Annotated in this window: 16 protein-coding genes and 1 pseudogene; 9 read left to right on the forward strand and 8 right to left on the reverse strand. The window is 45.3% G+C overall.

Translation table 11 applies throughout. The annotated features are described in order from the left end of the window. Nucleotides 1-595: pseudogene (locus tag ACRC32_RS00340) on the reverse strand (HlyD family secretion protein); the annotation flags it as partial. A gap of 246 nt (nucleotides 596-841) precedes the next feature. Between ACRC32_RS00340 and ACRC32_RS00345 the strand changes: the two are divergent. The 4 genes from ACRC32_RS00345 (at nucleotide 842) to mnmE (ending at nucleotide 7,265) form a co-directional block, all read left to right on the forward strand. Next, nucleotides 842-2,278, forward strand: a complete 1,437-nt coding sequence (locus tag ACRC32_RS00345) for a sensor histidine kinase (RefSeq protein WP_438552118.1) — start codon at nucleotides 842-844, stop codon at nucleotides 2,276-2,278. 155 nt (nucleotides 2,279-2,433) lie between these two features. After that, the gene (locus ACRC32_RS00350; protein WP_165587757.1) at nucleotides 2,434-2,610 is read left to right on the forward strand and encodes a hypothetical protein; all 177 of its coding nucleotides are present in this window, start codon (nucleotides 2,434-2,436) and stop codon (nucleotides 2,608-2,610) included. A 692-nt stretch (nucleotides 2,611-3,302) separates the two neighbouring features. Continuing rightward, a complete protein-coding gene (locus ACRC32_RS00355) occupies nucleotides 3,303-5,582 on the forward strand; it encodes a GumC family protein (RefSeq protein WP_438552119.1) in 2,280 nt (759 codons plus the stop codon). A 303-nt stretch (nucleotides 5,583-5,885) separates the two neighbouring features. After that, the gene (gene mnmE / locus ACRC32_RS00360; protein ID WP_438552120.1) at nucleotides 5,886-7,265 is read left to right on the forward strand and encodes a tRNA uridine-5-carboxymethylaminomethyl(34) synthesis GTPase MnmE; all 1,380 of its coding nucleotides are present in this window, start codon (nucleotides 5,886-5,888) and stop codon (nucleotides 7,263-7,265) included. A 203-nt stretch (nucleotides 7,266-7,468) separates the two neighbouring features. Here mnmE and ACRC32_RS00365 read toward each other — a convergent pair whose 3' ends face one another. Beyond that, entirely contained in the window at nucleotides 7,469-9,004 is a 1,536-nt protein-coding gene (locus ACRC32_RS00365; RefSeq protein WP_438552145.1) for a SagB/ThcOx family dehydrogenase, read from the reverse strand. A gap of 193 nt (nucleotides 9,005-9,197) precedes the next feature. Between ACRC32_RS00365 and surE the strand changes: the two genes are divergently transcribed. From surE to cobT, 3 genes are all read left to right on the forward strand, one after another. Then, nucleotides 9,198-9,878, forward strand: coding sequence for a 5'/3'-nucleotidase SurE (gene surE / locus ACRC32_RS00370; protein WP_438552121.1), 681 nt, complete (start codon nucleotides 9,198-9,200; stop codon nucleotides 9,876-9,878). Between the two features lie 72 nt (nucleotides 9,879-9,950). Continuing rightward, on the forward strand, nucleotides 9,951-10,649 hold the full coding sequence (locus ACRC32_RS00375) for a DUF2232 domain-containing protein (RefSeq protein WP_438552122.1): 699 nt from the start codon (nucleotides 9,951-9,953) through the stop codon (nucleotides 10,647-10,649). An 8-nt stretch (nucleotides 10,650-10,657) separates the two neighbouring features. Further along, on the forward strand, nucleotides 10,658-11,755 hold the full coding sequence (gene cobT, locus ACRC32_RS00380) for a nicotinate mononucleotide-dependent phosphoribosyltransferase CobT (protein WP_438552123.1): 1,098 nt from the start codon (nucleotides 10,658-10,660) through the stop codon (nucleotides 11,753-11,755). Between the two features lie 82 nt (nucleotides 11,756-11,837). Here cobT and ACRC32_RS00385 read toward each other — a convergent pair whose 3' ends face one another. Further along, nucleotides 11,838-12,209, reverse strand: coding sequence for a hypothetical protein (locus ACRC32_RS00385; protein WP_438552124.1), 372 nt, complete (start codon nucleotides 12,207-12,209; stop codon nucleotides 11,838-11,840). A 634-nt stretch (nucleotides 12,210-12,843) separates the two neighbouring features. On the opposite strand from ACRC32_RS00385, the gene ACRC32_RS00390 reads away from it, so the two are divergent. Next, entirely contained in the window at nucleotides 12,844-13,479 is a 636-nt protein-coding gene (locus ACRC32_RS00390) for a phycobiliprotein lyase (protein ID WP_438552125.1), read from the forward strand. Between the two features lie 4 nt (nucleotides 13,480-13,483). Next, nucleotides 13,484-14,650 (forward strand): extracellular solute-binding protein, encoded by a 1,167-nt coding sequence (locus ACRC32_RS00395; protein ID WP_438552126.1) that lies wholly within the window; start codon nucleotides 13,484-13,486, stop codon nucleotides 14,648-14,650. A gap of 166 nt (nucleotides 14,651-14,816) precedes the next feature. Here ACRC32_RS00395 and folP read toward each other — a convergent pair whose 3' ends face one another. The 5 genes from folP to ACRC32_RS00420 form a co-directional block, all read right to left on the reverse strand. Next, nucleotides 14,817-15,671 carry a dihydropteroate synthase gene (gene folP / locus ACRC32_RS00400; protein ID WP_438552127.1) on the reverse strand — a complete coding sequence of 285 codons (855 nt, stop codon included), beginning with the start codon at nucleotides 15,669-15,671 and terminating at the stop codon, nucleotides 14,817-14,819. A gap of 188 nt (nucleotides 15,672-15,859) precedes the next feature. Further along, the gene (gene tpiA, locus ACRC32_RS00405) at nucleotides 15,860-16,585 is read right to left on the reverse strand and encodes a triose-phosphate isomerase (protein ID WP_438552128.1); all 726 of its coding nucleotides are present in this window, start codon (nucleotides 16,583-16,585) and stop codon (nucleotides 15,860-15,862) included. Nucleotides 16,586-16,808: 223 nt separating this feature from the next. After that, complete coding sequence (locus ACRC32_RS00410; protein WP_438552129.1) at nucleotides 16,809-18,194, reverse strand: hypothetical protein; 1,386 nt, start codon at nucleotides 18,192-18,194, stop codon at nucleotides 16,809-16,811. A gap of 54 nt (nucleotides 18,195-18,248) precedes the next feature. Beyond that, a complete protein-coding gene (locus ACRC32_RS00415; RefSeq protein ID WP_438552130.1) occupies nucleotides 18,249-20,546 on the reverse strand; it encodes a glycosyltransferase family 2 protein in 2,298 nt (765 codons plus the stop codon). Further along, on the reverse strand, nucleotides 20,543-22,558 hold the full coding sequence (locus ACRC32_RS00420; protein WP_438552131.1) for a cellulose biosynthesis cyclic di-GMP-binding regulatory protein BcsB: 2,016 nt from the start codon (nucleotides 22,556-22,558) through the stop codon (nucleotides 20,543-20,545). The genes ACRC32_RS00415 and ACRC32_RS00420 overlap by 4 nt, the downstream gene beginning before the upstream one ends. Nucleotides 22,559-22,937: the final 379 nt, after the last annotated feature.

A 22,937-nucleotide genomic window follows, 5' to 3' on the forward strand; every position in this document is an offset into this window, starting at 1 on the left:
TGCGTGTCTGACTGACTTGCCGATCTAATTCTTGCTTGGCGATCGCTCCTTCTTGATAAAGGTTTTGGTTGCGTTGCAAGTCAGTTTGTGCTAAAGCTAGCTCTGCTTCTATCTGCCGAACAGTTGCTCTTTGCGCCTCTACCTCAAAAGTTCCGGGGCGATCGACCTGTTGAATTCGCGTTTGAGCTTCTTGGATTTGGGCTTGAGCGTATGCAGTTGATGCTTTTAGCCTCTCCTGCGCTTCAGCTAATTGACTAGCAGCATAATTTCTTTCCGCCAGCCGCTCATCGTAACTTTCTAAATAAGCAATAATCGCCCCTACCTTAACAAAGTCGCCGCGTGAGACTAATAATTTGCCAATTCGTTCGCCATTAGGACCACTGACGCGAATTGCTTCCCCTTCCGGTTCTAGTCGTCCGAGAGCAACAACTGTTACCTTTTGAGGTAGAGGTGCAGGAGTCTGAGATGCTGTTGGTTTAGCTCGGTCAGAATTTCTTAACTGAGTAACTCCGACACCAATTAAACCAATCGCGATCGCCCCCGCAGTCACACCTATAATCCAACCCCGTCTGGGCTTTAACTCCTTGAAAATCATAATCTCGACATCCGCCGATGTAATTTGTTTTAGCGTTCCCTCTTTACTACCTCAACAGTGACAACAACCTCTCTTATCCAGCTAATCGCCATACTACTACTGGCATACTTCGCAGTCCATTATTTCTAACTCGTAGTTTATAATTTGTCATTTGTAATAAGTAATGCGTGGTGCGTGGTAAATTTTGAATTTTGAATTTTAACTTCTCCCCCTTGTCCCTACACCCTACACCCCACACCCCGTTTCATGTTTCAAACCACTCGTCGCCGATTAGCACTTTGGTATACAGCCGTTACTGCTATCCTACTGCTCCTATTTGCCAGTGGGATGTATTGGTACGTCCGCAATACCCTGATCGAACGGATTGACGATACCTTAAATCATGTCGTAGAAGTTGTTGGGCGATCGCTGGTCATCGAACCAATTTCCCCAGAAAGCGGACAACGGTTAAATATTGAAGCTTCTTTTCGAGATAATGCCGATACAGTCGATGACGATCGCATCGATTTAGAATGGTTTAGCCCTACTGGAGAACTACTCTGGTCAACCTTTACTGCACCTTTAGATATTCCCCTAAATCCTAACCGCACGGGTGAAACCGTTCAAATTAACCACCATCAAGACATAGAAAAAACCCCCTCACTCCTCACTCCTCACTCCTCACTCCTGCTTAGACAAGTTACCGAAAGAATCCAAATTGGAAGACAAGTTTTAGGATATTTGCGCGTCAGTCATCCTTGGTTTGAAGTCACTAAACCAAGTCAGCAACTCGCTTTCGATCTGAGTTTGGGTATTGGATTGATGCTCGTTTCCGTAGCGCTTTGCGGTTGGTTTCTTTCGGGAAAAGCAATGGAACCGGTCAAAGATTCTTACCAACGCTTAAAACAATTTACTGCTGATGCTTCCCATGAATTGAGAAGCCCGATCGCTTTAATTCAAACTAACGTCCAAGTCGCTTTAGCAGAATTAGATTCAGCCGGAGGACAAGGCGCAGGCTCTTTAAAATACGGACAACAATTAAAATTAGTAGAACGATTAACTAAACGCCTCGGTCGTCTCGTAGATGACTTATTATTTCTAGCGCGTCAAGATAGCGGGATCGTTCAACCACAATTTTCTGCCTGTCCTTTAGATGCACTGTTAATGGAAGTAGTAGAAGAACAGCAATTCGCCGCAGCAGAAAAGAAGATCAAAATTTTCCTAGATTTAACCGCACCAACAGAAACAGAAACCGAAGACGATTGGTTTACCCTTCAGGGAGACTGGAATCAACTAGCACGATTATTTACAAACTTGATTGGTAATGCTGTACATTACACTCCAGAGAATGGCAAAATTTGGGTAGAGCTACAACATATTACGACTAACAAAGAGCTTTTTTCCTCGCCCCTCGCTCCTCGCTCCTCGCTCCTCTCTTCTCGCCTTCAAGTCAAAGTTAAAGACACGGGTATTGGTATTTCCGAAACTGCTTTACCTCACTTATTCGATCGCTTTTATCGCGTCGATCCTGCTCGTACTCACGCGACAGCATCACAAGCAGTACAAGCATCAACAGGTTCGGGATTGGGTTTAGCAATTGCGGCTGCGATTGTTGCCAACCACCAAGGACAAATTACTGCCGAAAGTACTCTCGGACAAGGTACGATTTTTACTGTCACTCTACCCGCGAGTGGCGATGCGTAAATCAAGCGTTAGAAAAATTGTAATTTGTATTCTCAGCGTGCATTCGGTATGTCATAAACAAATCGCTGGAAAATTTTTTGATTATCTCCCGACTTCACAGCTTATTCACTTTCTCGTCCTATTTTTGAGACAAGAACAGCTTGGAGGACAGATTCATGAGCGACCTAGAGCAGAACGTCTTCAACGTACTCCAACGCCATCCTTTCTGTAGTGCGGTCCTAGTTGCTTACAAGCTTGAGTTACCCATAGCTAAAGTTCAAGCTACCATGAACCAACTCACAGATCGTGGCATTCTCATTCCACAGTGCAGCAACCATAACTCGTTTCGATAATCTTGTCTCGATAATATAGCAGCGATCTCTTCTGTATTTTTGCGATCGGTGAAAGTACGTGCAGATAATTTCTTAACTATGAAAGTCGTAAAAATTTGGCATGACATCGATCGCTTTTATAATTTTTTCGATCGAATTTCAATCATGCTTTTTTAAGATCTTGTACCTGTAGCTTATATTTGCGAGCTGTTCGACTCGTTTCATTATTTTTTGTAATTATTCTCGATTTACTTTCTTACTAGATGAAACCCTGTCTAATGCAAGAAACTAGTAAGAAATTCAAGAGACTTATTCGAAATTTTACTTAATATTTATAATTATGGGACAAAATATAAAAATTCCGTAAATCCTTCATAAGTGTGTAGTATAAAAGAAGACTAACTAATATGGGTTAGTTAGCTAAATAGTCATACTAATCAATGGTTTTGATCGAATGTCAGAGTCAACTGCGATCGCGCAGTATATTTTTATAGCCGTGTATTCGGTAGCCAGAAACTGAATTCTAACTTACAGAGCTGAACTGTAGCCAAGCTAACAGCACAAAGTAACTCAAACAATTAAGCCATCAACTATTAGTTAGATTTCCCTAGAGTAAATATCTATATACATCACTATACGCTCTCATAGGATAAAGTTCATTCAAACTTAAAACTACGAGTGCATTATGAGTAAACAATAAGTGGAAACCCAGAATGGAGACTAAACACCATCTTCAGAAATTGTTAACTGAGAGCAATAGTCCTCAAAGTCAGGCTTTACCTTTGGCATCTAAAGCACAGCTAGAAGAAGGTGATGAAGGTGGTTTAAACATAGGAAAGCTAATTGCCGCAGTTCAAAGAAGAATGCTTGTAGTTGCGAGTGTAGCAACCACAGTTGCAGCCGCGGCAGTAGTTTATGGTTTACTAAGTAAACCAGTCTATGAAGGCAAGTTTGATTTACTGCTCGAACCTATAACTGCTGAGAATAAGCTATCGATATCTCCTCTCAACGAAATCAAAACCGAACAAAGAACTATTAATGAAACTGAAATTAAGGTATTACAGAGTCCAAAAATCATGACTCCTGTTGCCAAGCAAGTATTAACGCAGTATCCAAATACCGATCTAACCAAGCTCAAGTTTGAACGACTGCCAAATACTAATATTATTTCAGTAACTTACCGAGATCCAAATCCAGAAAAAATTAAGTACGTAATGGATCTTCTTTCTAAAGCTTATTTAGTTTATAGCTTAGAAGAGCGTCGGTCTGACGTGCGAATGGGACTTCAATTTATCGAGGAACAGTTACCAAAGTTACGACAGCAAGTTGAATCTTTACAAGAAAGACTCCAAAATTTTCGACAAAAATATGACTTAATCGATACGGAAGGGCAAGGCAAACAACTTGCCGACCGACTGAATCAAATTACGCAACAACGGCGAGAAACGCAGACCCAATTAGCCAGAACTCGCGCCCTCTACAATGCATTACAGCAGCAGTTACAAATGCGATCGCCAGAAGCAGCCGTCGTCACGGCTTTGAGTGAAGCACCCCGCTATCAAGCATTGTTAAATCAACTGCAACAGATCCAAACCAAGATAGCCGTTACAGCAGCGCAATATCGGGAAGATAGTCCTACAGTTCAGGCACTGCGATCGCAGGAACAAAATTTACTCCCCTTAGTAGAACAGGAAAGAAGAGCCATCTTAGGCAAGAATATACAAGTATCAAGACAGCTGCCAGCCTTTGCCTCTACCAATACTATTCGCCAGCAACAGACACAGCAACTATTAGAGGCGGCTAACCAGATTCAAACCTTAGCGGCGGAAAATAAAGCGTTGACTCAAGCCGATATTGTATTAAGACAGCAGGTAAAGCAATTTCCCGCGCTGGCACGCCAGAATGACGATCTCGTAGGGCAATTAAAAATTGCTTCCGAAAACTTAAATCAGTTTTTAACTAAGCGCGAAGCATTACGCATCGATTTGGCACAGAAACAAGTGCCTTGGCAACTGATCACTCCTCCTACTGACCCTGCAACTTCTTCGTTGAGCCTGAAACGTAATTTAATGTTGGGGGCAGTCATGGGTTTATTGACAGGTATTGCAGTAGCATTGCTGATCGAAAAATTCAGCAATGTGATTCATACGCCTGAAGATGTGAAAGATTTAACCCGATTGCCACTACTAGGAGAAATTCCGCTGAAGAAAGACGCTAGTTCGGTTAAGGCTGGTGTTACCGAACTCGTAAAATCTATCAATCCGATCGCAAAATCGAGCCAACAAAAGCCACAAACTCAACAGCAAACTATGGCTCAGTTTTGGGAATCTTTGCGCTCTTTGTACACGAATATCCGCTTTCTGGGTTTTGATAAGCCGATCCGGTCTTTGGCTGTCATTTCTGCTGCTGCGGAAGAAGGAAAATCTACCGTGGCACTCCATTTAGCTCAAACAGCCGCCATGATGGGGCAGAGAGTGCTACTAGTAGATGCAGATCTACGAAATCCTAACATTCACAAACGTTTGGGTTTAAGTAACACCGTTGGCTTAAGTAATGTCATTGTGAATGACATCAATTTTCAAGATGTGTTGCATCGAGTCAATTGCGAACCAGTCGCAATCAAGAATAGCGATCGCGCCGAACTTTCTGTCAGCAAGACATCGTTAGAAGTCGAGAGTTTGTATGTTTTGACAGCCGGACAAATTCCACCCAATCCTGCCCATTTGCTCTCATCTCACAAGATGCAAAGCTTAGCAAAACAATTTGAATCTGCTTTCGATCTGATCGTATACGATACGTCGCCACTATTAGGACTAGCAGATAGCAATCTTCTCTCTGCCCATATAGATGCGAGTATTTTAGTTGTAGGTATGGGCAAAGCTCATCGTTCGGCGCTGGCAAAGGCATTAGAAAGCTTAAAAATTGTCGGTAGTCCTGTCATTGGTGCAGTTGCTAACGGAGTGACGACGGGCTACAAGAGCGCCTACTATTAGTGTAAGAAGGCAGAAGTCGTAGGGGCGGGTTTTTTGTCCATGTCTGTAATAGAGCAAATAATTTTGCAATTAAACCCGTCCGTTCAGTCGTAGGGGCGGGTTTGTTACCGATAGCCTGTACTAGAATACATAATTTTGCAATTAAACTCGTCCGTACAGAAGTCAGGAGGGTGTTAAGCCAGCCAATAGCACCGAGCTGGTTGTTGAGAAAAAATGTAGTGGTTCTGATTTGATTACAATACATTCGTAGGGGCGCACAGCCGTGCCCTTATATATGTTATCTGTTGCGTGTTACGGCGATAAATGTCTTATTCGATCGCATCGTCTACTATTGCTGCCATTGCCACTGCGGTAGTACCGCAACAAGGTAGTGTAGGCATTGTCAGGGTCTCGGGAAATGAAGCGATCGCGATCGCTCATCATCTATTTTACGCCCCTGGAAAACAAGCCTGGGAAAGCCACCGCATTCTCTATGGCTACATTCGCCATCCCCAAACACAGCAACTCGTGGATGAGGCGTTATTGCTAATCATGCAGGCTCCACGTTCCTATACCCGAGAGGATGTCGTCGAGTTTCACTGTCATGGTGGAATTATGGCAGTACAGCAGGTATTGCAGTTGTGTTTGGAAGGAGGAGCCAAACTAGCGCAGCCAGGAGAATTTACACTTAGAGCATTTTTAAACGGACGCTTAGACTTAACCCAAGCCGAAAGTATAGCCGATTTGGTCGGGGCGCGATCGCCGCAAGCAGCGCAGACGGCTTTAGCAGGTATACAGGGAAAATTAGCTCACCCAATTCGTCAATTACGAACGAAATGTTTGGATGTCTTAGCAGAAATTGAGGCAAGAATTGACTTTGAGGAGGATCTACCACCATTAGATGAAACACTAGTTCGAGCAGAACTAGCCCAAATTGGGGTAGAAGTCAGCAAAATTCTGGCTACAGCCCATCAAGGCGAATTATTACGCACGGGATTAAAAGTGGCGATTGTCGGTCGTCCGAATGTAGGAAAATCGAGTTTGTTGAATGCTTGGAGTCGTAGCGATCGCGCTATTGTCACTGATTTACCTGGTACGACTCGCGATGTGGTCGAGTCTCAACTCGTCGTTGGAGGAATTCCGATTCAGGTATTAGATACAGCAGGAATTCGCGCCACGGAAGATCGAGTCGAGAAAATGGGAGTCGAGCGATCGCTTTCTAGCGCTCAAGCCGCCGACTTAGTTTTATTGACAGTTGATGCAGCGGCAGGATGGACTCAGGCGGAGGAGGAAATTTACCTTCAGGTGAAACACCGTCCGTTAATTTTAGTTATTAACAAAATCGATCTTGCGGCGGTTGAAACAGTGAATTATCCAGCCGAAATTAGTCAGTTAGTGACAACGGCTGCTGCTTGCAATCGCGGTATAGATGCTTTAGAGCAAGCAATTTTGACAAAGGTGCGATTGGGAAAGGTAGATTCTGCCAATCTAGATTTAGCAATTAACCAGCGCCAAGCCGCCGCGCTAATCAGAGCGCAAACTTGCTTAGAACAGGTGCGAGAGGCGATCGAACAGCAGTTACCTCTAGATTTTTGGACGATTGACTTACGCGGCGCAATTCAAGCACTAGGAGAAATTACTGGCGAAGAAGTCACGGAGTCATTACTAGATCGAATTTTCAGCCAGTTTTGTATCGGGAAATGAATTGTAGAGCTTCATTCGTCATTGGTCATTGGTCATTGGTAACTCACAAATGACCGATGACAAGTGACAAATGACAGTCAACACGGAAAATTTTACGACTCTAATTGAGTTATAGCAGAGAGCGGATAGATTAGGACATTTCAACTGTCTACAAGCAAGATTAGCCAAGTCTTTCTCCTCTGCTTCCTGCTCCCTGCTATACTTTATCTCGGTCTTCCCAACGTAGTGATATAAAGTACGGCTTCGTCAGTCGGAATGCCAAGAACTTCGTTAACGCGATCGTCAAAAAAGCCACCGATACCGCTTACACCTAAGTTGAGACGAATAGCGGCTAAATTCAGTTTTTGTCCTAAATGTCCTGCATCCATATGTAGATAGCGATAAACGCGATCGCCATAGCGTGCTACAGCTTTTTTCAGATCTGCGGTGTGAAAGAGGACGGCGGCTGCATCCCGACCGAGTTCTTGTCCTAAGCAGAGGAAGTGCAATTCGCGTCGAAAGTTTTTAAATCGAATTTGCCGCAATTCTTGGGCTTTTGGCGCGTAGTAGTAGCAACCTTCTTCTAAGCCCGTGACTCCAGATACGGCAATAAATGTTTCAATTAAGCTTAAGTCGAAATAGTCTGGATCGTCATCAAATCCTCGATTGACGTAATGTTGAGGTTGATAGGTGAAATCTAACAAGACCCTTAACTCATCTATTGTGAGTTCAGCGCCAGTATAAGCACGAGTGGAGCGACGTTCGAGTATTGTCGTCTCCAACCCGACTAAATTTATGCCCCAATCTATCGGGTTAGTTCTAGTTGAAACTTTCAAACAAAAAGGAAAGTTATATTTATCTTCTAAATTAGCGACTTCCTGTTGCTCCTGGCTTTTCACTACTGGTGCTTCGTCTATTTGCGTTGCTCGATGGCAGTAAGCCAGTAATTCGCCGTCGGGAATTTCGGGATACTCAACTTGGGTAGCAGATGGTAAGGCTGTGCAACTGAGAGGTAATTTGAGAGGTAATTGTTGTACTGCCAAATCTATTAATGGAACGACCGCGATCGCTCCTTCTTGTTCTGGGTCGAGATACAATATTTGGTTGACAGATGCATCGATAAATCCACCAACTAAGTAGGGACGGAAGTTAGTCAAAGTACCAGCCAGTTCAATATTACCTAGCAGGTGTCCTGTATCCAAAAATATCCGACGATAGGCGCGGTCTTGGTAGCGCCAAGCCGAGCGGTAGAATATAGCTGTGGCGATCAGTGCAATTTCGCTACTTTCTAGAGCTGGATGTTGAAAACAGGCTGCTTGCAGGTCGCCCCAAACGTCACTTTCCCAAAACTGAGTGAGAGAATGAGTCAGCGGGTTATAGCTGTAAAGTCCGGCTGGAATGAGTGGCGTACCGCGAGAAATCAGATAAACTTCGGCTGGATATAACCCACCAGCAGAAGGGGCAGAGCGGAGATAGAGCGGCTGCCCTATCATCGTTGGAACTTTGGCGGTGATCCCGTAGCTATATAGTAAAAGATGAGACAATTGCTGCCACCAAGCAATTCCTGGAATGACTGCTGAAGCCTCTGCATCTGCTTGTAGGTATGGTTTGAGATCGAAAACCGTACCGATCTTATACTCTTTAAATGGCGACGGTTGCTTCGACCAATCCAACCCCTGACCTTTAGCAGCAATCGTCTCAGGGTCGTATTTCGTGCGTTCGTGGTAGTATTGGGCGATCGATCCGTACTGTTCTGGCATAGCCATCTGGCAGAAGTTTTCCTTTCTTCAATCTTTGCACTCCAAGAGGCGATCGCATTCATTCCAGCGTATTAGTTTAGTGACTGCTCAAAATCGTGGCTATCGCTTTCATATAACATAGCTATGATGCAGCTATGCTGGGCGATCGCTGGCTATTATCCGCAAAAATAAGTATAAATTATAACTTTAGGCTATGACTTTAATTTTAACTAACGACGATGGAATTGACGCGCCAGGAATTCGGGCATTGCAAAAAGCCGTGGCTGGTTACAAAGTCATCGTAGCTGCACCCAGAGATCATTTATCTGGCTGCGGACATCAAGTCACCACAACTCAAGCAATCCACGTTCATCGTCGCAGCGAAAACGAGTATGCGATCGCCGGAACTCCAGCCGATTGTACCCGCATAGCCACAACATATATTTGTCAAGATGTCAAATTCGTGCTTTCCGGTATCAATGCTGGAGGTAACATGGGGGCTGATGTCTACATTTCAGGAACTGTTGCAGCCGTCAGAGAAGCAGCATTTCAAGGAATTCCTGGGGTGGCAGTTTCCCACTACCGCAAAGGCAAACGCAATGTAGATTGGGATACTGCGGCAAGGTGGACGGCGAAAGTCTTAGCCGATCTACTCGATCGCCCGCCAGAACCAGGCACGTTTTGGAACGTAAATTTGCCGCACTTACTACCAGGAGATCCCGAGCCAGAAGTGGTGTTTTGCGAACCTTCAACTCAACCGCTACCAGTCAATTATCGGATTGAAGGAGATCGCTTTTACTATGCAGGGGAATATGCCCAACGCGATCGCGCTCCTGGTACAGATGTCGATGTTTGTTTTTCCGGCAAAATCGCCGTAACCCTATTGAGGCTTTAAGAGTTTTATCCACTTAAGACTGAACCCATTACCATTCGACCGACTAGACTGGAAGAAGTTTCAGACACGTACATGAGCGATCCCCATTCATTTCAGGAAAACCCATCTAGCGAGCTTACGACTTCACAGCAATCGGAGCGATCGCCCGTGAAATCTGCCCCACCACTGGCAATGGTGGAAACAGCTTTTCTGGCGAGTACAGCCAGCTTGATCTATTTCATTAATTTTTATTTTCCCCTCGGTCCCCTGCTACGAATTTTCTTCGCGATCCCTGTAGCGATCGTCTATTTACGATGGAGTGCGCGGGCGGGATGGATGGCGGCTGGAGTTTCTGGGTTGCTGTTAGCAGTGTTGATGGGTCCAATTCCCAGTTTGCTGTATGTTATGCCCTATGGGGTGATGGGAGTATTACTAGGAGCTGCTTGGCGGCGGCGAGCGCCTTGGATCGTCTCAGTTGCTTTAGGAACTCTTTTAGGCGCGATCGGTTTCTTCTTTCGCTTTTGGTTAATGTCGATTTGGTCTGGTCGCGATCTCTGGGTTTATCTAATTGTAGAAGTCACGGAGTTGGCGGAGTGGATCTTTGACAAGCTGGGACTGTTGCTACAGCCGAGTATGCTGGTGATTCAATTCTTAGCGCTAGCACTGGTTTTAGTCAGCAATTTAGTTTATTTATTTGTCGTTCACCTCGTTGCTTGGTTACTCCTCGATCGCCTTGGCAATCCAATTCCCCGTCCGCCCCGTTGGGTACAGGTTTTAATGGACTATGAGTAAGGAGTTAAATGATCCGAATTTACACCCACTTAAAACAGGGACAAGCGTGGATAGAACGATATCGGGGTGGTTCTCCCGCGTTTGCTTGTGTTTTGGGGTTTACGGCAACAGGCTTAATTCCCGGGATCTCGGCAGCTGGTCTGACTCCTGAAGATCGACAATATACGGCGATCGCGGATGCTGAATTTTTAGCACGCGGTCCCCAGCTTCAGCCGCAGAATGCCTTACCTCCCTTGCCTGCGGGGGCTTCTCCTGTGGCGATCTCTCGTGCTGTTGTGGAGAAATTGAATATTCCTCTCTATTTATTTAATGCTGGGCTACCCAAACCGCCAACCGTACCGACAATCGATTTGGGCGGGACTCCTGCCAAGTGTTTGAGTCAAGGGAACGCATTGCCACTAGCAACGGTAAAACATTTACTGGAACAAGGTTTAGTTTGGGGAGAACGTCTTGGTAGAAGTTCCCATGACTACCTAATTATTGGCGAGTGTGTCGTGGGTGGAACCACAACGGCACTCGCTATTTTAACTGGTTTGGGTGTTGATGCTGCTGGTAAGGTAAACAGCAGTCATCCGATTTGCAACCATACCCAAAAATGGGAGTTAGTCCAAGCAGGGTTACAGCGTGCTGGACTGTGGGAACGGATACCTGTAGCCGATCCTGGCGTACTCATAGCAGCGGTGGGAGACCCGATGCAAATTGTTGTCGCTGGAATGGCGATCGCTGCTAGTCGCACAAAAGGAGTTATCTTAGCTGGTGGTACGCAAATGCTAGCTGTTTATGCCTTAATGCAATCTGTAGTCAAGGCATACCATCTCAAGTGGCATTCTGAAGCTGTTGTTGTAGGAACTACTCGCTGGGTAGCGGAAGATCCGACAGGGAAAACAGTTGAACTTGCTGCCAGTATAGATACTGTAACGCTTTTGTCAACTGAACTGAGTTTTGTAACTTCCAGATATACTCAACTTCGCGCTTACGAGCAAGGTTACGTAAAAGAAGGTATGGGCGCAGGTGGTTGCGCGATCGCCTCCTCTCTTACGGCTGGCTGGAGTCAGACTCAACTCCTACAAGCGATCGAAGCATTGATGGCAAGAATGAATTACTAAGTCGTAAGTCGTAAGTCGTAAGTCACTAACAACTAAAAACTCTTCACCACGCATCACGCACCACGCACCACGCACCACTTAACTAGTGAATTCTCCGTGCTAGCAATTGTTCTTCTAAGGCAGCTATCCGATTGTAGGCTGCGGTTAATTGTGCTGTGAGCCGCTGAATTTGAATTTCGGGCGCTAACTCCTTTTCGCCACTGTGGAGATGGGTATCTAACTCGTTGCTATCTAATAGCACGTCTTTGTGTTCCATCACTGATTTGGAAGCGCTATAGCTATTATTTCCATAGCGTCCATTAGCTTCTCCCATCACATCTGTTGGCGCTGATGCTGGAGTTAAACGACACTCTGTGAGAGCGGAAGAGACTTGACTGTTGAGTCGATCGACTACCTGATAAAGGGTATCGACTTTATTACTCAAGATCAGGACTTGTTTTTGAAGTGGTTCCATTGAATACCCTCTATGCCTGCCTTTACTGATTCTTATATGCTATGCAACAATTGGGCAAAGTTTACTCTACTTATCAATCATTTAACTTTTGACAAAATTGCTTTTAAAGCGATAACTTTCTCAGAATATTTACACAAAAATAAATACTAATTTGTAGTGTTATTCTCGCTAATATGTAGTTAGTTTAAGCATAAAAGAGGATTTAAGGAGAGCGATCGCTGTAATGCTACATTTTTCTTAATTTCAGCCTCAAATTGTCAATATTCCAGAGAGCTAAAAGTTCGAGGTTTTCTCTGGGTAGAAAGATTAGTGCTGCGCGATCGAAGTAAATCTACAGTTAACGTAAGTATTTTTTCCTTCTACCTCTACTTCCTGCCCGCTTGAACTAGATTGGCGATCGCGTTATCTTAACCGCTCCACTCAGTAACATGACTTATAAACTACAATAATTCAGGCTTTTGTTGGCGTAGCGATCTATAATAATCGACCAAGAAAAAATTCACAATTTATCTAGAGCAGTCACAGCACTCAATGTACTCAATGTATTAACTTAGAAGCATTAGTTTAGCCACAAGCATAAATCTTCTATCCAAGGGAAGAGATTGAGGACGTAACGCATCATACTGAGAAAAAAATGCTAAATTTTCAAGAGTTTTTTACTGTTTGCGTGGGTAAATGGAAAATTGAACGAACTTATCATTATCTACTAGCAGGGCAGGTAGAAAAGTCGTATACCGAATATGATGTATCTACCCTAGAATTAGCGCAAAAACAGCAAATTCTCTCTAGTTCTGCCATAAATGGAATTAAAGTTGATTTAGCAAGAGTTGACGCAGATAGTTCATTACCAGGATTTGCGATTGCCTTTAACACTCGTTCGGAAACTGGGGAAACTCTATCAATGAGCCTGCAAGCTTTATTCGTACCCGATACCTGCGTTACTTCAGATACGATAATTCAGGAAATTCCCCCACCAACAGCCGCCGCAGTTGATTCGACAGCAGAAACGATTCGGGGTTTTTATTTACGAGATGAAGGCTATTCCGAAGCAGGGGCGATCGCCGGACGTTTCACTTACCAACCCACGCGCCAAACTCTAGAAATGACAACCTACTACAAGCGTTCTGTAGCAGTGGATCAGATGCGCATTGCCACTCCCGATTTACGCTTGCGTACCATCATTACCTACCAACGCCCTGCCAATATAGAAGAACCACCTAGTATTATCGATTTGGTTGGTTTCGGGGTGGAACGGAAGCAACCAGCTTAAGGAAATGGATCGTAGGTCGTTTTTATTCGGTACGGGAACGCTATTACTCAGTCAGTTACTCGCAGGGTGTAACACCCAAGAACGAGCCAAACTGCGCGTACAATTACTCAAAGGTTCGCTTCCCAATCAAGTCTTGCAGAAATTTCGGACAAAGATGCAGCAGACTGCTAGTCTAGAATTCGCCTCAGTGGAACAACTGAGTAGCCTATTCGATCGCTTGCAGTCTTGGCAGCAAAACAATCAAAAGCCAATAGAGGAAGATTGGCGATCGCAACTTCCCCTACCTTCATGGCTTAAACCTCAAAATCCAAACCCTGCTAACTTAGTAACTGTGGGCGACTACTGGCTTGCAGCAGCAATTAGGCAAAATCTAATTCAACCTTTAGATCCGACACAACTATCTCAATGGTCGCAGCTACCGAATCGATGGCAAGAATTAGTCAGGCGTAACCAAGCAGGACAATTTGACGCAAAAGGCAATGTTTGGGCTGCTCCCTACCGCTGGGGTTATACTGTCATTGCTTACAATCGAGATAAATTCCAGTCTTTAAACTGGAAACCGCAAGACTGGGGCGATTTATGGCGAGAAGAACTGCGCGATCGCATTTCTCTACCGAACCATCCCCGCGAAGTTATCGGCTTAACGCTCAAATACCTCGGCAGATCGTATAACACGGAAAACCCGAGCCAAGTCTCAGATTTAACCGTCCAGTTGAATCGCCTCCAGCCGCAGGTCAAACTTTACAGTTCGGATACTTATTTGCAGCCATTAATTTTGGGAGATACATGGTTAGCTGTAGGCTGGTCAAACGACATCATACCTGTGATGCAACGCCACCGTCAGATTGCGGCGATAATTCCGCAGTCTGGAACTTCACTGTGGGCAGATCTCTGGGCAAATCCGATACAGGCAAACAGCGATCGCGCTTTAGAATACCAATTGATTAATTTTTGCTGGCAACCCCAGATTGCTCGACAAATTCTCCTCTTAGGTAGGACAAATTCACCGATTCCCCTCCAGATCGATCCCGACAACATTCAAGCAGAACTGCGCCCTCTCCTAGTACCCAACGATCGTATTCTGGACAAGAGCGAATTTTTGCGCCCCCTAACTCCAGAAGCAATTCAGCAGTATCAAGCTTTGTGGAAGGGAATGAGAGAGAAATCGTAAAGTCGGGAGTCGGGAGTCGGTAGGGGCGGGTTTTGACCCGAAATGTCTAGTTCTAGCAGTCAAAATGTTTGCTAAACCCGCCCGTACAGGAGTTGGGAGTCGGGGAAGAGAGCTTCAGGTGCAGGGGAGCAGTTCTAGCCACCAGCCACTAGCCACTAGGCACTCCTCACTCCTCACTCCTAAACAAAACATCAGCCACACGACAAACATCATGCATTTCTTTGACATCGTGGACGCGCACAATATCTGCACCGTTAGCGATCGCCCCGCAACAAGCTGCTGCCGTTCCCCAGACTCGTGCTTTCGGGTCGGGTTGCTCTAAAATATGACCGATGAAACTTTTACGCGATGCTCCGACTAATATGGGGCAATTGAGAGCGCGAAATTCTGACAAACGACGCAAGATTTCAATACTTTGATGGTATTTCTTGGCAAAACCAATTCCGGGATCGATAATAATTCGATCTGGATCGATCCCAGAGGCGATCGCCTTTGCAACGCGACTTTCAAGAAACTGATAGATTTCCCGAATTAAATTCTCGTAATCCGTCAGTTGTTGCATTGTTTGCGGCGTACCGCGCATGTGCATAAGTACAATTGGTACGCCTAGTTTTGCCACCGTAGCCAGCATTTCTGGGTCAAACACTCCCCCAGAAATATCGTTAACTATATCTGCTCCAGAGGCGATCGCCGCCCTAGCTACAGCCGCTCTAGTCGTGTCTACAGAGATCGGCACGGAAATTGCAGGACGCAACAATTGCATTACCGATAGTACCCGCTCTAATTCTTCTGCTACATTAACTTCTACCGCTCCTGGTCGGGTTGACTGCCCGCCAATATCGATAATGTCTGCGCCCGTTGCTACGAGGCGCTGGGCTTGTTCTAAAGCGGCGCTAGGGTTATCAAACTCGCCACCATCGCTAAAACTGTCAGGCGTGACATTCAGCACCCCCATAATGTAGGTACGTTTGCCCCACTCAAAAGTGCGATCGCGAATCACCAAAGAACTTTGGACAACCATTTTCACCTAAAAATTTTTGAGAACGCCCCTACAAACCGCGAAAACCCTTCCCATCTTTGCGCCTTTGCGCCTTTGCGTGACATTCATCTGGTCAATTACAACCCAAACGTTAGGTCAGGGCGGGTTTAACCGCAAAAATGTTTGTATGGTACAGTCATTCTCAAAAAACCCGCCCCTACGATACGACACTACTTGTAATTGACAATCCGCGCAAAACCATCTGGCTCTAAACTCGCACCCCCTACCAAAGCACCGTCAATTTCTGGCTGTGCCATAATTTCGTCGATGTTATTGGGTTTTACAGAACCACCGTATTGAATTGGGACATCAGGATTGCTCAACTGACTGCGAATCAAACCGATAACGCGATTGGCTTCCTTGGCTTCACAAGTATCCCCCGTACCAATTGCCCAAATTGGTTCGTAAGCAATGACCAAGTTGTGCTGGTCGATATCCACCAAATCTTTTTGCAACTGCATAGAAATCAGGGATTCAGTCTCGCCTGCATCCCGTTGTTGCTTCGATTCACCTACACATAAAATTGGGGTCAGACCGAAACTTTGAGCTGCTTTCAGCCGTAAATTTACCGTTTCATCGGTTTCGCCAAAAAATTGCCGTCGTTCGCTATGTCCGATAACAACATAACGCACGCCAACTTCTAGCAGCATGGGAGCAGAGATTTCACCCGTATAAGCCCCTGACGCTTCCCAATGGACGTTTTGCGCTCCTAGCTGTACTCTCGTACCGTGCATATTCTTCGACATGATGCTTAAGTCCGTAAAAGGAACGCACAACACCACTTCTCTTTCTGGAGGAGTTTCCACCAGGTACGGCAAAAACCCTAGTAAAAACTCTTGGGATTCTGCCTGGGTCTTGAACATTTTCCAGTTGCCAGCAATAACTATTTTCCGCACGGGCGATCGATCTTTCCTAATGACACTACAAATCGTTTACACCAGTTTACAGTGACCAGTGACCAGTGACCAGTTCTCAGGGAGTCGGGAGTCGTAGGGGCGGGTTTAGCGCAGAGTTTAACAACCACTGCCAAAAATCTGTGTTCAAAACCCACCCGTACAGGAGTCATTGTGAAAAAGCACAAATTGCGAAATGCGAATTGAGTTGCTCCCTTGTCCTCCCCTATACCCTATCTCTCATAGAAACGCTCGAACTTTGGAGCCGATCTTGACTTCCAGGTGGGTTGAACTGAGAGACTGACTGGAGAGCCAATAGCGCTTCACCTACGGTGTAAAGGCTAAACTGATTGATGTTTTGTGCCATAAACTCTGCATGGTTGACAAAGGGATTGAGGAAGGCATACATGGCTTTTTCTTCCTTCAATTTTGCTGATAATCTAACCAAGCAAGCGTATGTAGGAATTTCCGCCTTTTGTGGAATGACTGGTTCTCCGTTGCGCCCGTAATAATATGTATTGAGATTGGGCATTCGTGCTAAGGCAAAGCGGATGACTCGCTGTCCGACTTCCGGCGCTTCCTCCACGGCTCTCTCTGCTACAGTACAAGTATTAGCTAGCTTCACGACATCATTGGGAGAGAAAATCGCTAGTTGTTTGAGTTCTGGTACTAGGGTCAATACTTCTGGTTGAATGATGTCATACAACAATCCTGAAGGGGTTGCTGCTTCGCGAATTGTGGCGTAGGATTTTTGCGCCACTGACTTTAACGTGCGATCGCCCGTCACTTGAGCGACAATTTTCAATAAATCTGGGTCGTAGCCGACGAGAAAGGAGTTATTGGCAAAGGCGCGGGTTTGCAAGTTAAAATAGTTGCGAATTAACCATTTATCGTGGTCTATTTGAGCGTGACGGGTATATCCTTGCAAAATCGACATTGCCCGTTGGCGATCTGTTTCATCTCCTAACGTTTGGCTACCCAGCCACAAACTTTCTGCCAAGCGTAAAGCTTCTGTCGTCCCCGATGCATCAGCAGGTGCACCATCGCGATAACGCCAAAGCACAAATCCTTTCGTGTAAGGATCTGATTTTTTATCGATCACCAAGTTACGAGTGGCAAAATCCCGCAAGGGAAGATACAGTCTAGAGTCTTTTTTTCCAGCTGCATAGTAAAGGATTTGGCTCAAGTCTACCGTATAGACATAGCCATCAGGTCGCGCTCCTTGTGCTTTCGCCATCAGCACTTGCAACTGTTGGTAAAGTCGCCCTTCTAGCTGCTGGAGGACTTGCCCATCTACTGGAGTTGTCTTCACCGTTCTGGGGATAGCAGCAGTGGTTGACGTAGCAGTTTGAGTGATGTCTTCTACTGTTTTCGTATTGTTGGTAACAACTTCGGGCGACTGGAAAGCACAACCTGAAAGTATTGTTAGTAGACATACAATTATCCCCGTCAAGAGAGGGGGACAAGGAGACAAGGGGACTAGATGATAAGGGAGTAAGGCGGATTTAGAATCATCCTCTCTCTTTCTTCTTTCTACCGACTCCCGACTGCCAACTCCCGATTTCCAAACCTTATTTAAATTAATTTTATTAACCTTTTTATGTCTTATCATAGTCCGCTAGCGCGATCGCCTTCCTCTGATTTTTGTAACGATTGGGCGAGCCGATTACTCGGAGAATTGTAAATATGTTTTGGTAAATTTACTAAGTCCATGAATAGTTTTTTCCCAATAATAAGGTTTGGCGAACAATTGCCATAAAGCCAGATAAGCGGCTATGGAATGGAACTGCCAATATAAAGGATTGAGCAACGCGTACAATAAAAGTTTATAGTAGCGTCGCCGAAATACTGCAATCATATTCAAATATATACCTAAAGCATTGCTAATACTAAGATTAAATAAAGAAATATATAAAACCCACCCAGGAATTAAATTTTCTAACCAATAAGCACGGGTGGCAAGCCAGTAAATCAACAAGACCCACAAGATCGGACTAATTAGAAAAATCAGCACCGTGCCTCCAATTAAAAATTGGTAGGCAAGCCAGCTTTTTAAGCCTAGTTTCCGTAGCGATTTAAGTGGGGCGCGATTGTGGACTAACCATGTTTGCATGTAGCCTTTAATCCAGCGCGATCGCTGCCGAACCCAGTTTTTAAACTCGCAGTTAGCTTCCTCATAAGTCGTGGAGTTAATCACCCCTACCGTATATCCTCGCTTGCTGGCGCGAATTCCTAAATCTGCATCTTCGGTAACGTTGAAAGGGTCCCAACCGCCTAATTCTCGCAGGCGATCGGTACGAAAATGATTGCTCGTTCCCCCCAGCGGGATCGGTAGCCCTAAAGTTTCTAATCCTGGTAATAGATAGTCAAACCAATAGGAATATTCCAAGGTAAACATCCGCGTTAAAAAATTTTCATCGCGGTTGTAGTAATTGAGCGCAGCTTGGACGCAAACTAAATCCGGCGAACCATTTCTAAAGGCATAAATTGCTTTTTTTAGTTGGTCGGGATCGGGAATATCTTCAGCATCGTAAATAGTTAAATATTCTCCTCTGGCAAAGGAAAGACCGTAGTTACAAGCTTTCGGCTTGGTTTTTGGATGGCTATCGGGAATGTAAATAAAACGAATATAGCGTGGAGGGTTAGCAGCTTGGGCGGCGTTAATTGTGGCTAAATCCTTTTCTTCTAACAAGAGTAGAACATCGAGTTTTTCATGCGGATAGTCGAGTTTACTGAGGGCATCAATTAAAATTGGTGTCACCTCTGGTTCGTTATAAACTGGGACTAAAACAGTATAGGTTGGCAAAGTTTGCTCGTCGATCGAATTCACTTCTACTTTAGTAATTTGGTGAGTGCGATCGGCGGCTCCAATTAGACTCAAAATCAATTTGAACATCACCGCACCGCCAAAGAAAATATTCAAGGCGGCGATTAAAAATGCTAGCGTATGCCACCAGTCAAACGCTAAACCCCATAAAACTATGGCAAATAAGATATAGCCAACAGCAATTTGAGCGGGGGTAAAAACCCTTGCCGCAGAGTCTTTAGGCGATCGCGCCATGAGTTGGTAAATGGCACGGCGGCTGAATTCTTGACGATAACAGGTATCGAGCATTCGCGTGATATCGTTTTCCGTCCCCAACACTTTAACCAGTTCCACCCCGGGAAATTGAGCGTAGATCGCAGCTTCTACAACCAGATCGAAGGGGTCTTGCACCAAAACCATGAGGGCGTGCGGCTTAACCCAAGCCAAGGGGATGAAGCGATCGCCCATCATCACTTGCGGGTCAAAGCGTTGCATGAGTTTTAAGTCGATTTGCCTAATTCCCGCCCCAGCTAAGCGAGAAAAAATGCTCAAACCTGTTAGTAAAGAAAGGACTTCTACATAGTCAATTGGTCGCAAATAATTCAAGCGCGGCAGAATTTCTCCCAATGGCGATCCGGTACGCTGTTGAATTGCTTGGGCTTCCTGCCATTGCGCTACCGTCAATCTACCCTTGTCGAGTAGTTCCGCAGCCAGGTTTTCCTCAAATACCAAGCTGAAAATTTGGTTTTCGGTGGCGAGAACTTCATAAATGTTGACCTGCGACCAATGACTACGGATTGCTTGCCTAATCGCAATATTATTCGGTTCTTCTACGGCTACAACCAGGGTATTGCTGTCTTGCCAAGCGCAGGGAAAAAAACCTAACTCCCGCAAGTACGCTGGCTCAAAAGTTTTGGCAATGCTAAAGTCTAGGACGCTGCCAGAGACGACTAACCAATCTGTTAGTAAGATGTGTCCGCTAATAGTGCCGATCAGGTGCAAAAACTCTGCCTGTGTCAGGAAATTCAAGCTCCATAAGGCTTTACCTAAAGAACAAGAAATTTTTGCTTGTAAATCGATCGCCTCTTGTAATTGTTCCGAGGTCAGACAACCCGACTCTAGAAGTTTAGCCTCAATTTGGGGTTGAAAATCCCTCATAGTTTTTTAGCTTTTTCAACTGGATTAGCGGCTGTAGCTGTAGCACCGGGCGATCGCCCGACGCGCTGATAAATTCGCCAAGCAACGAATCCCCCCAAGATCAAACCGACTACAATTAAAGGGTTGACGTAACGCTGCCAGAAAATTTGCCAGCTTCTCGCCCCTGGATAGTTAACTTGCAGAGTGCGATCGCCCAAATCCCAAATTTGAACTCGTCGCGAGTCGGTGGCGGTGACGACGTTACCATCTAACTGGCTGGCTAACAAAGTGCGCGGGTCGCCCAAAGCTTGTCCTAACTGTTCCGCCATCGCTGGCTCTAGCCCCCACCAACTCAACCACAGGGTCGGTGTATTTTGATAGTTAAAATATTGGAGAATTCCAAACGGATCTGTAGGTTGAGCTTGTAGTAACAGCTTTTGATTGACGGGGTTGAAAATTTCAAACGTGCCTTCATTCAGCCTTACTGGTGCTGGGAGAGCGTGAGTTTGAGGCGCGATCGCCATGAGTCTCCATGTTGGGGGTCGGTCGAGTTGATCTTTGGGTAAATTCGACCAATCTTGAACTGATGCCGCATCTACCAGTTGAGGAAACACTGGTTGCTGCCCCAAGCGACTAATCGCTCCCAACATATAAGCTGTTGCGGCTAGTAATGAGGGTCTAGAAGTATCGATAACTAACTGTCCCGGTTGCAAAAACACATGGGGCAAATCGCTTAAAGTCCCCGTCGGACCCTGGTAGCCACTCCAACTCAAAAACGATTCCCGATCGAGTTGAACGATCACTTCGCCCGTAGGTTTGTTTTGCCCACCTCCTTCGTTAGGAGCGTAGGCAAACATCACCTCTAGATTATTTGTCCGCTGTAGTAGGTTAGTCGGCAAAGCCAAAGTTGTTTTCAGAACTGTCTTATCTTGAAGATTGTAAGACTGGATTAAGGTATTGTTAAGATAAACTTGCGCGGTGAGGCGCTCTCCCTGCTGTCCGTAGGTAGGGGTAAAGGTAGCATTCAGGACGAGATCTAGGTTTTGCGGTCTTCCTCCCAGTTGAGCTAAGTCGAATTGTAGGGGTAATGATTGCGTTCCCGCAGACATGCGGATGACGCTGTTGCGAACGCCAAGTTCTTGAAACGAACGGCTTTGGATATTGGTTCTCGGTCTAAAGGTATCGACGCTTTCTAGCGTCAATCCCCGCCCTACTAAAGCTGGCTGATAAAAGTCTGCGGCTAGAGACTGTACGGCTCTGGGATTTGCCCGCACCCGCAATACAGAACCCCGCCGCTCGACATCAGGACCGTTTGGGTCGTTGTGTAACACAACTTGCGCTGAACCAGGCGTAGCAGGAGCTGTACCCCAACGCCAAAAGATCGGAATTTGATATTCGCGAAACTGGTAGGCTAAGACGCTGTACAGCCACAAGGCAACTTCGGCGCGATCGCGATTCAGCTGGTTGGGAACGACGAGATCGATTTGTTTGTAGAAAGACTTGAAGAAGCCATCAATACTACGATCGGTATACTGTGGCGTAATTTGGAAAAAACTATCTTTATTGACTTTTAAAAATAAGTTACCTGTAGGTATGTCTCGGCGAGTATCGTTGGTGATGAATAAATAGGGCTGGATCGATACATTAATATACGATTCTCCCGCAGGCAGAGACGGTATGGGTAGTTTGACAACCGGATTTGCTAGCAGCGATTTGACAGAAACGACCTTCATCGGTTCGCCATAGACGAGCAACCGTACGGAAGAATTCTCATTGAGTACCGATGAGGGTTCCAGCTTTAGCTCCATGAAACTCTTACTAGGGTCAAGTCCACCTCTGGGCGCGGGAACGCTAATTTCAACTTCTGGATTTACTCCGCTCAGGACGATTGAACGATTATAACCGAGCGTTTTGAGGGAAATGACTTCTGCTGATTGGGCTAGCACGGCAGGAGCAAATCCCATACACAAGCACAAAGGCGCGATCGCGCTTAGCCCTAATTCGATCGCAGTGCGGCTATTTTTCCTATTCAAGACTTTTCTCCTATCGGTCGCACAATCTCTCACAAAATTTTTAATTTTCGCTAATTTTCGATCGGTTGGCACGATCGCCTGTTGATTTTTTGTATGTTTTACCAGTTAAGAAACACTACTCATAATGGCTTGTCTCAATCGACATAAAGTTATATAAAAATAATTCTAATAAGTTGGACAAGTGGCTTATAATATGAGTTTGCAACCGATTAACAAGCAATTCAGCTATTAAATAATAAATAGGCAGTCAAAGCAACTACCCAAATATAACAATCTCACTGCGTTTGCCTCGACCGAGCGATCGCCTTCCTTGAATCTGTACGATAGGGTACGCATAATAGTCTGAGCGTAGGCTATGGGTCTGCATAAATGTGGGTTT

It is taken from the genome of Chroococcidiopsis sp. (genome assembly GCF_051657925.1).
In the GTDB taxonomy this organism is placed as follows: Bacteria; Cyanobacteriota; Cyanobacteriia; order Cyanobacteriales; family Chroococcidiopsidaceae; genus Chroococcidiopsis.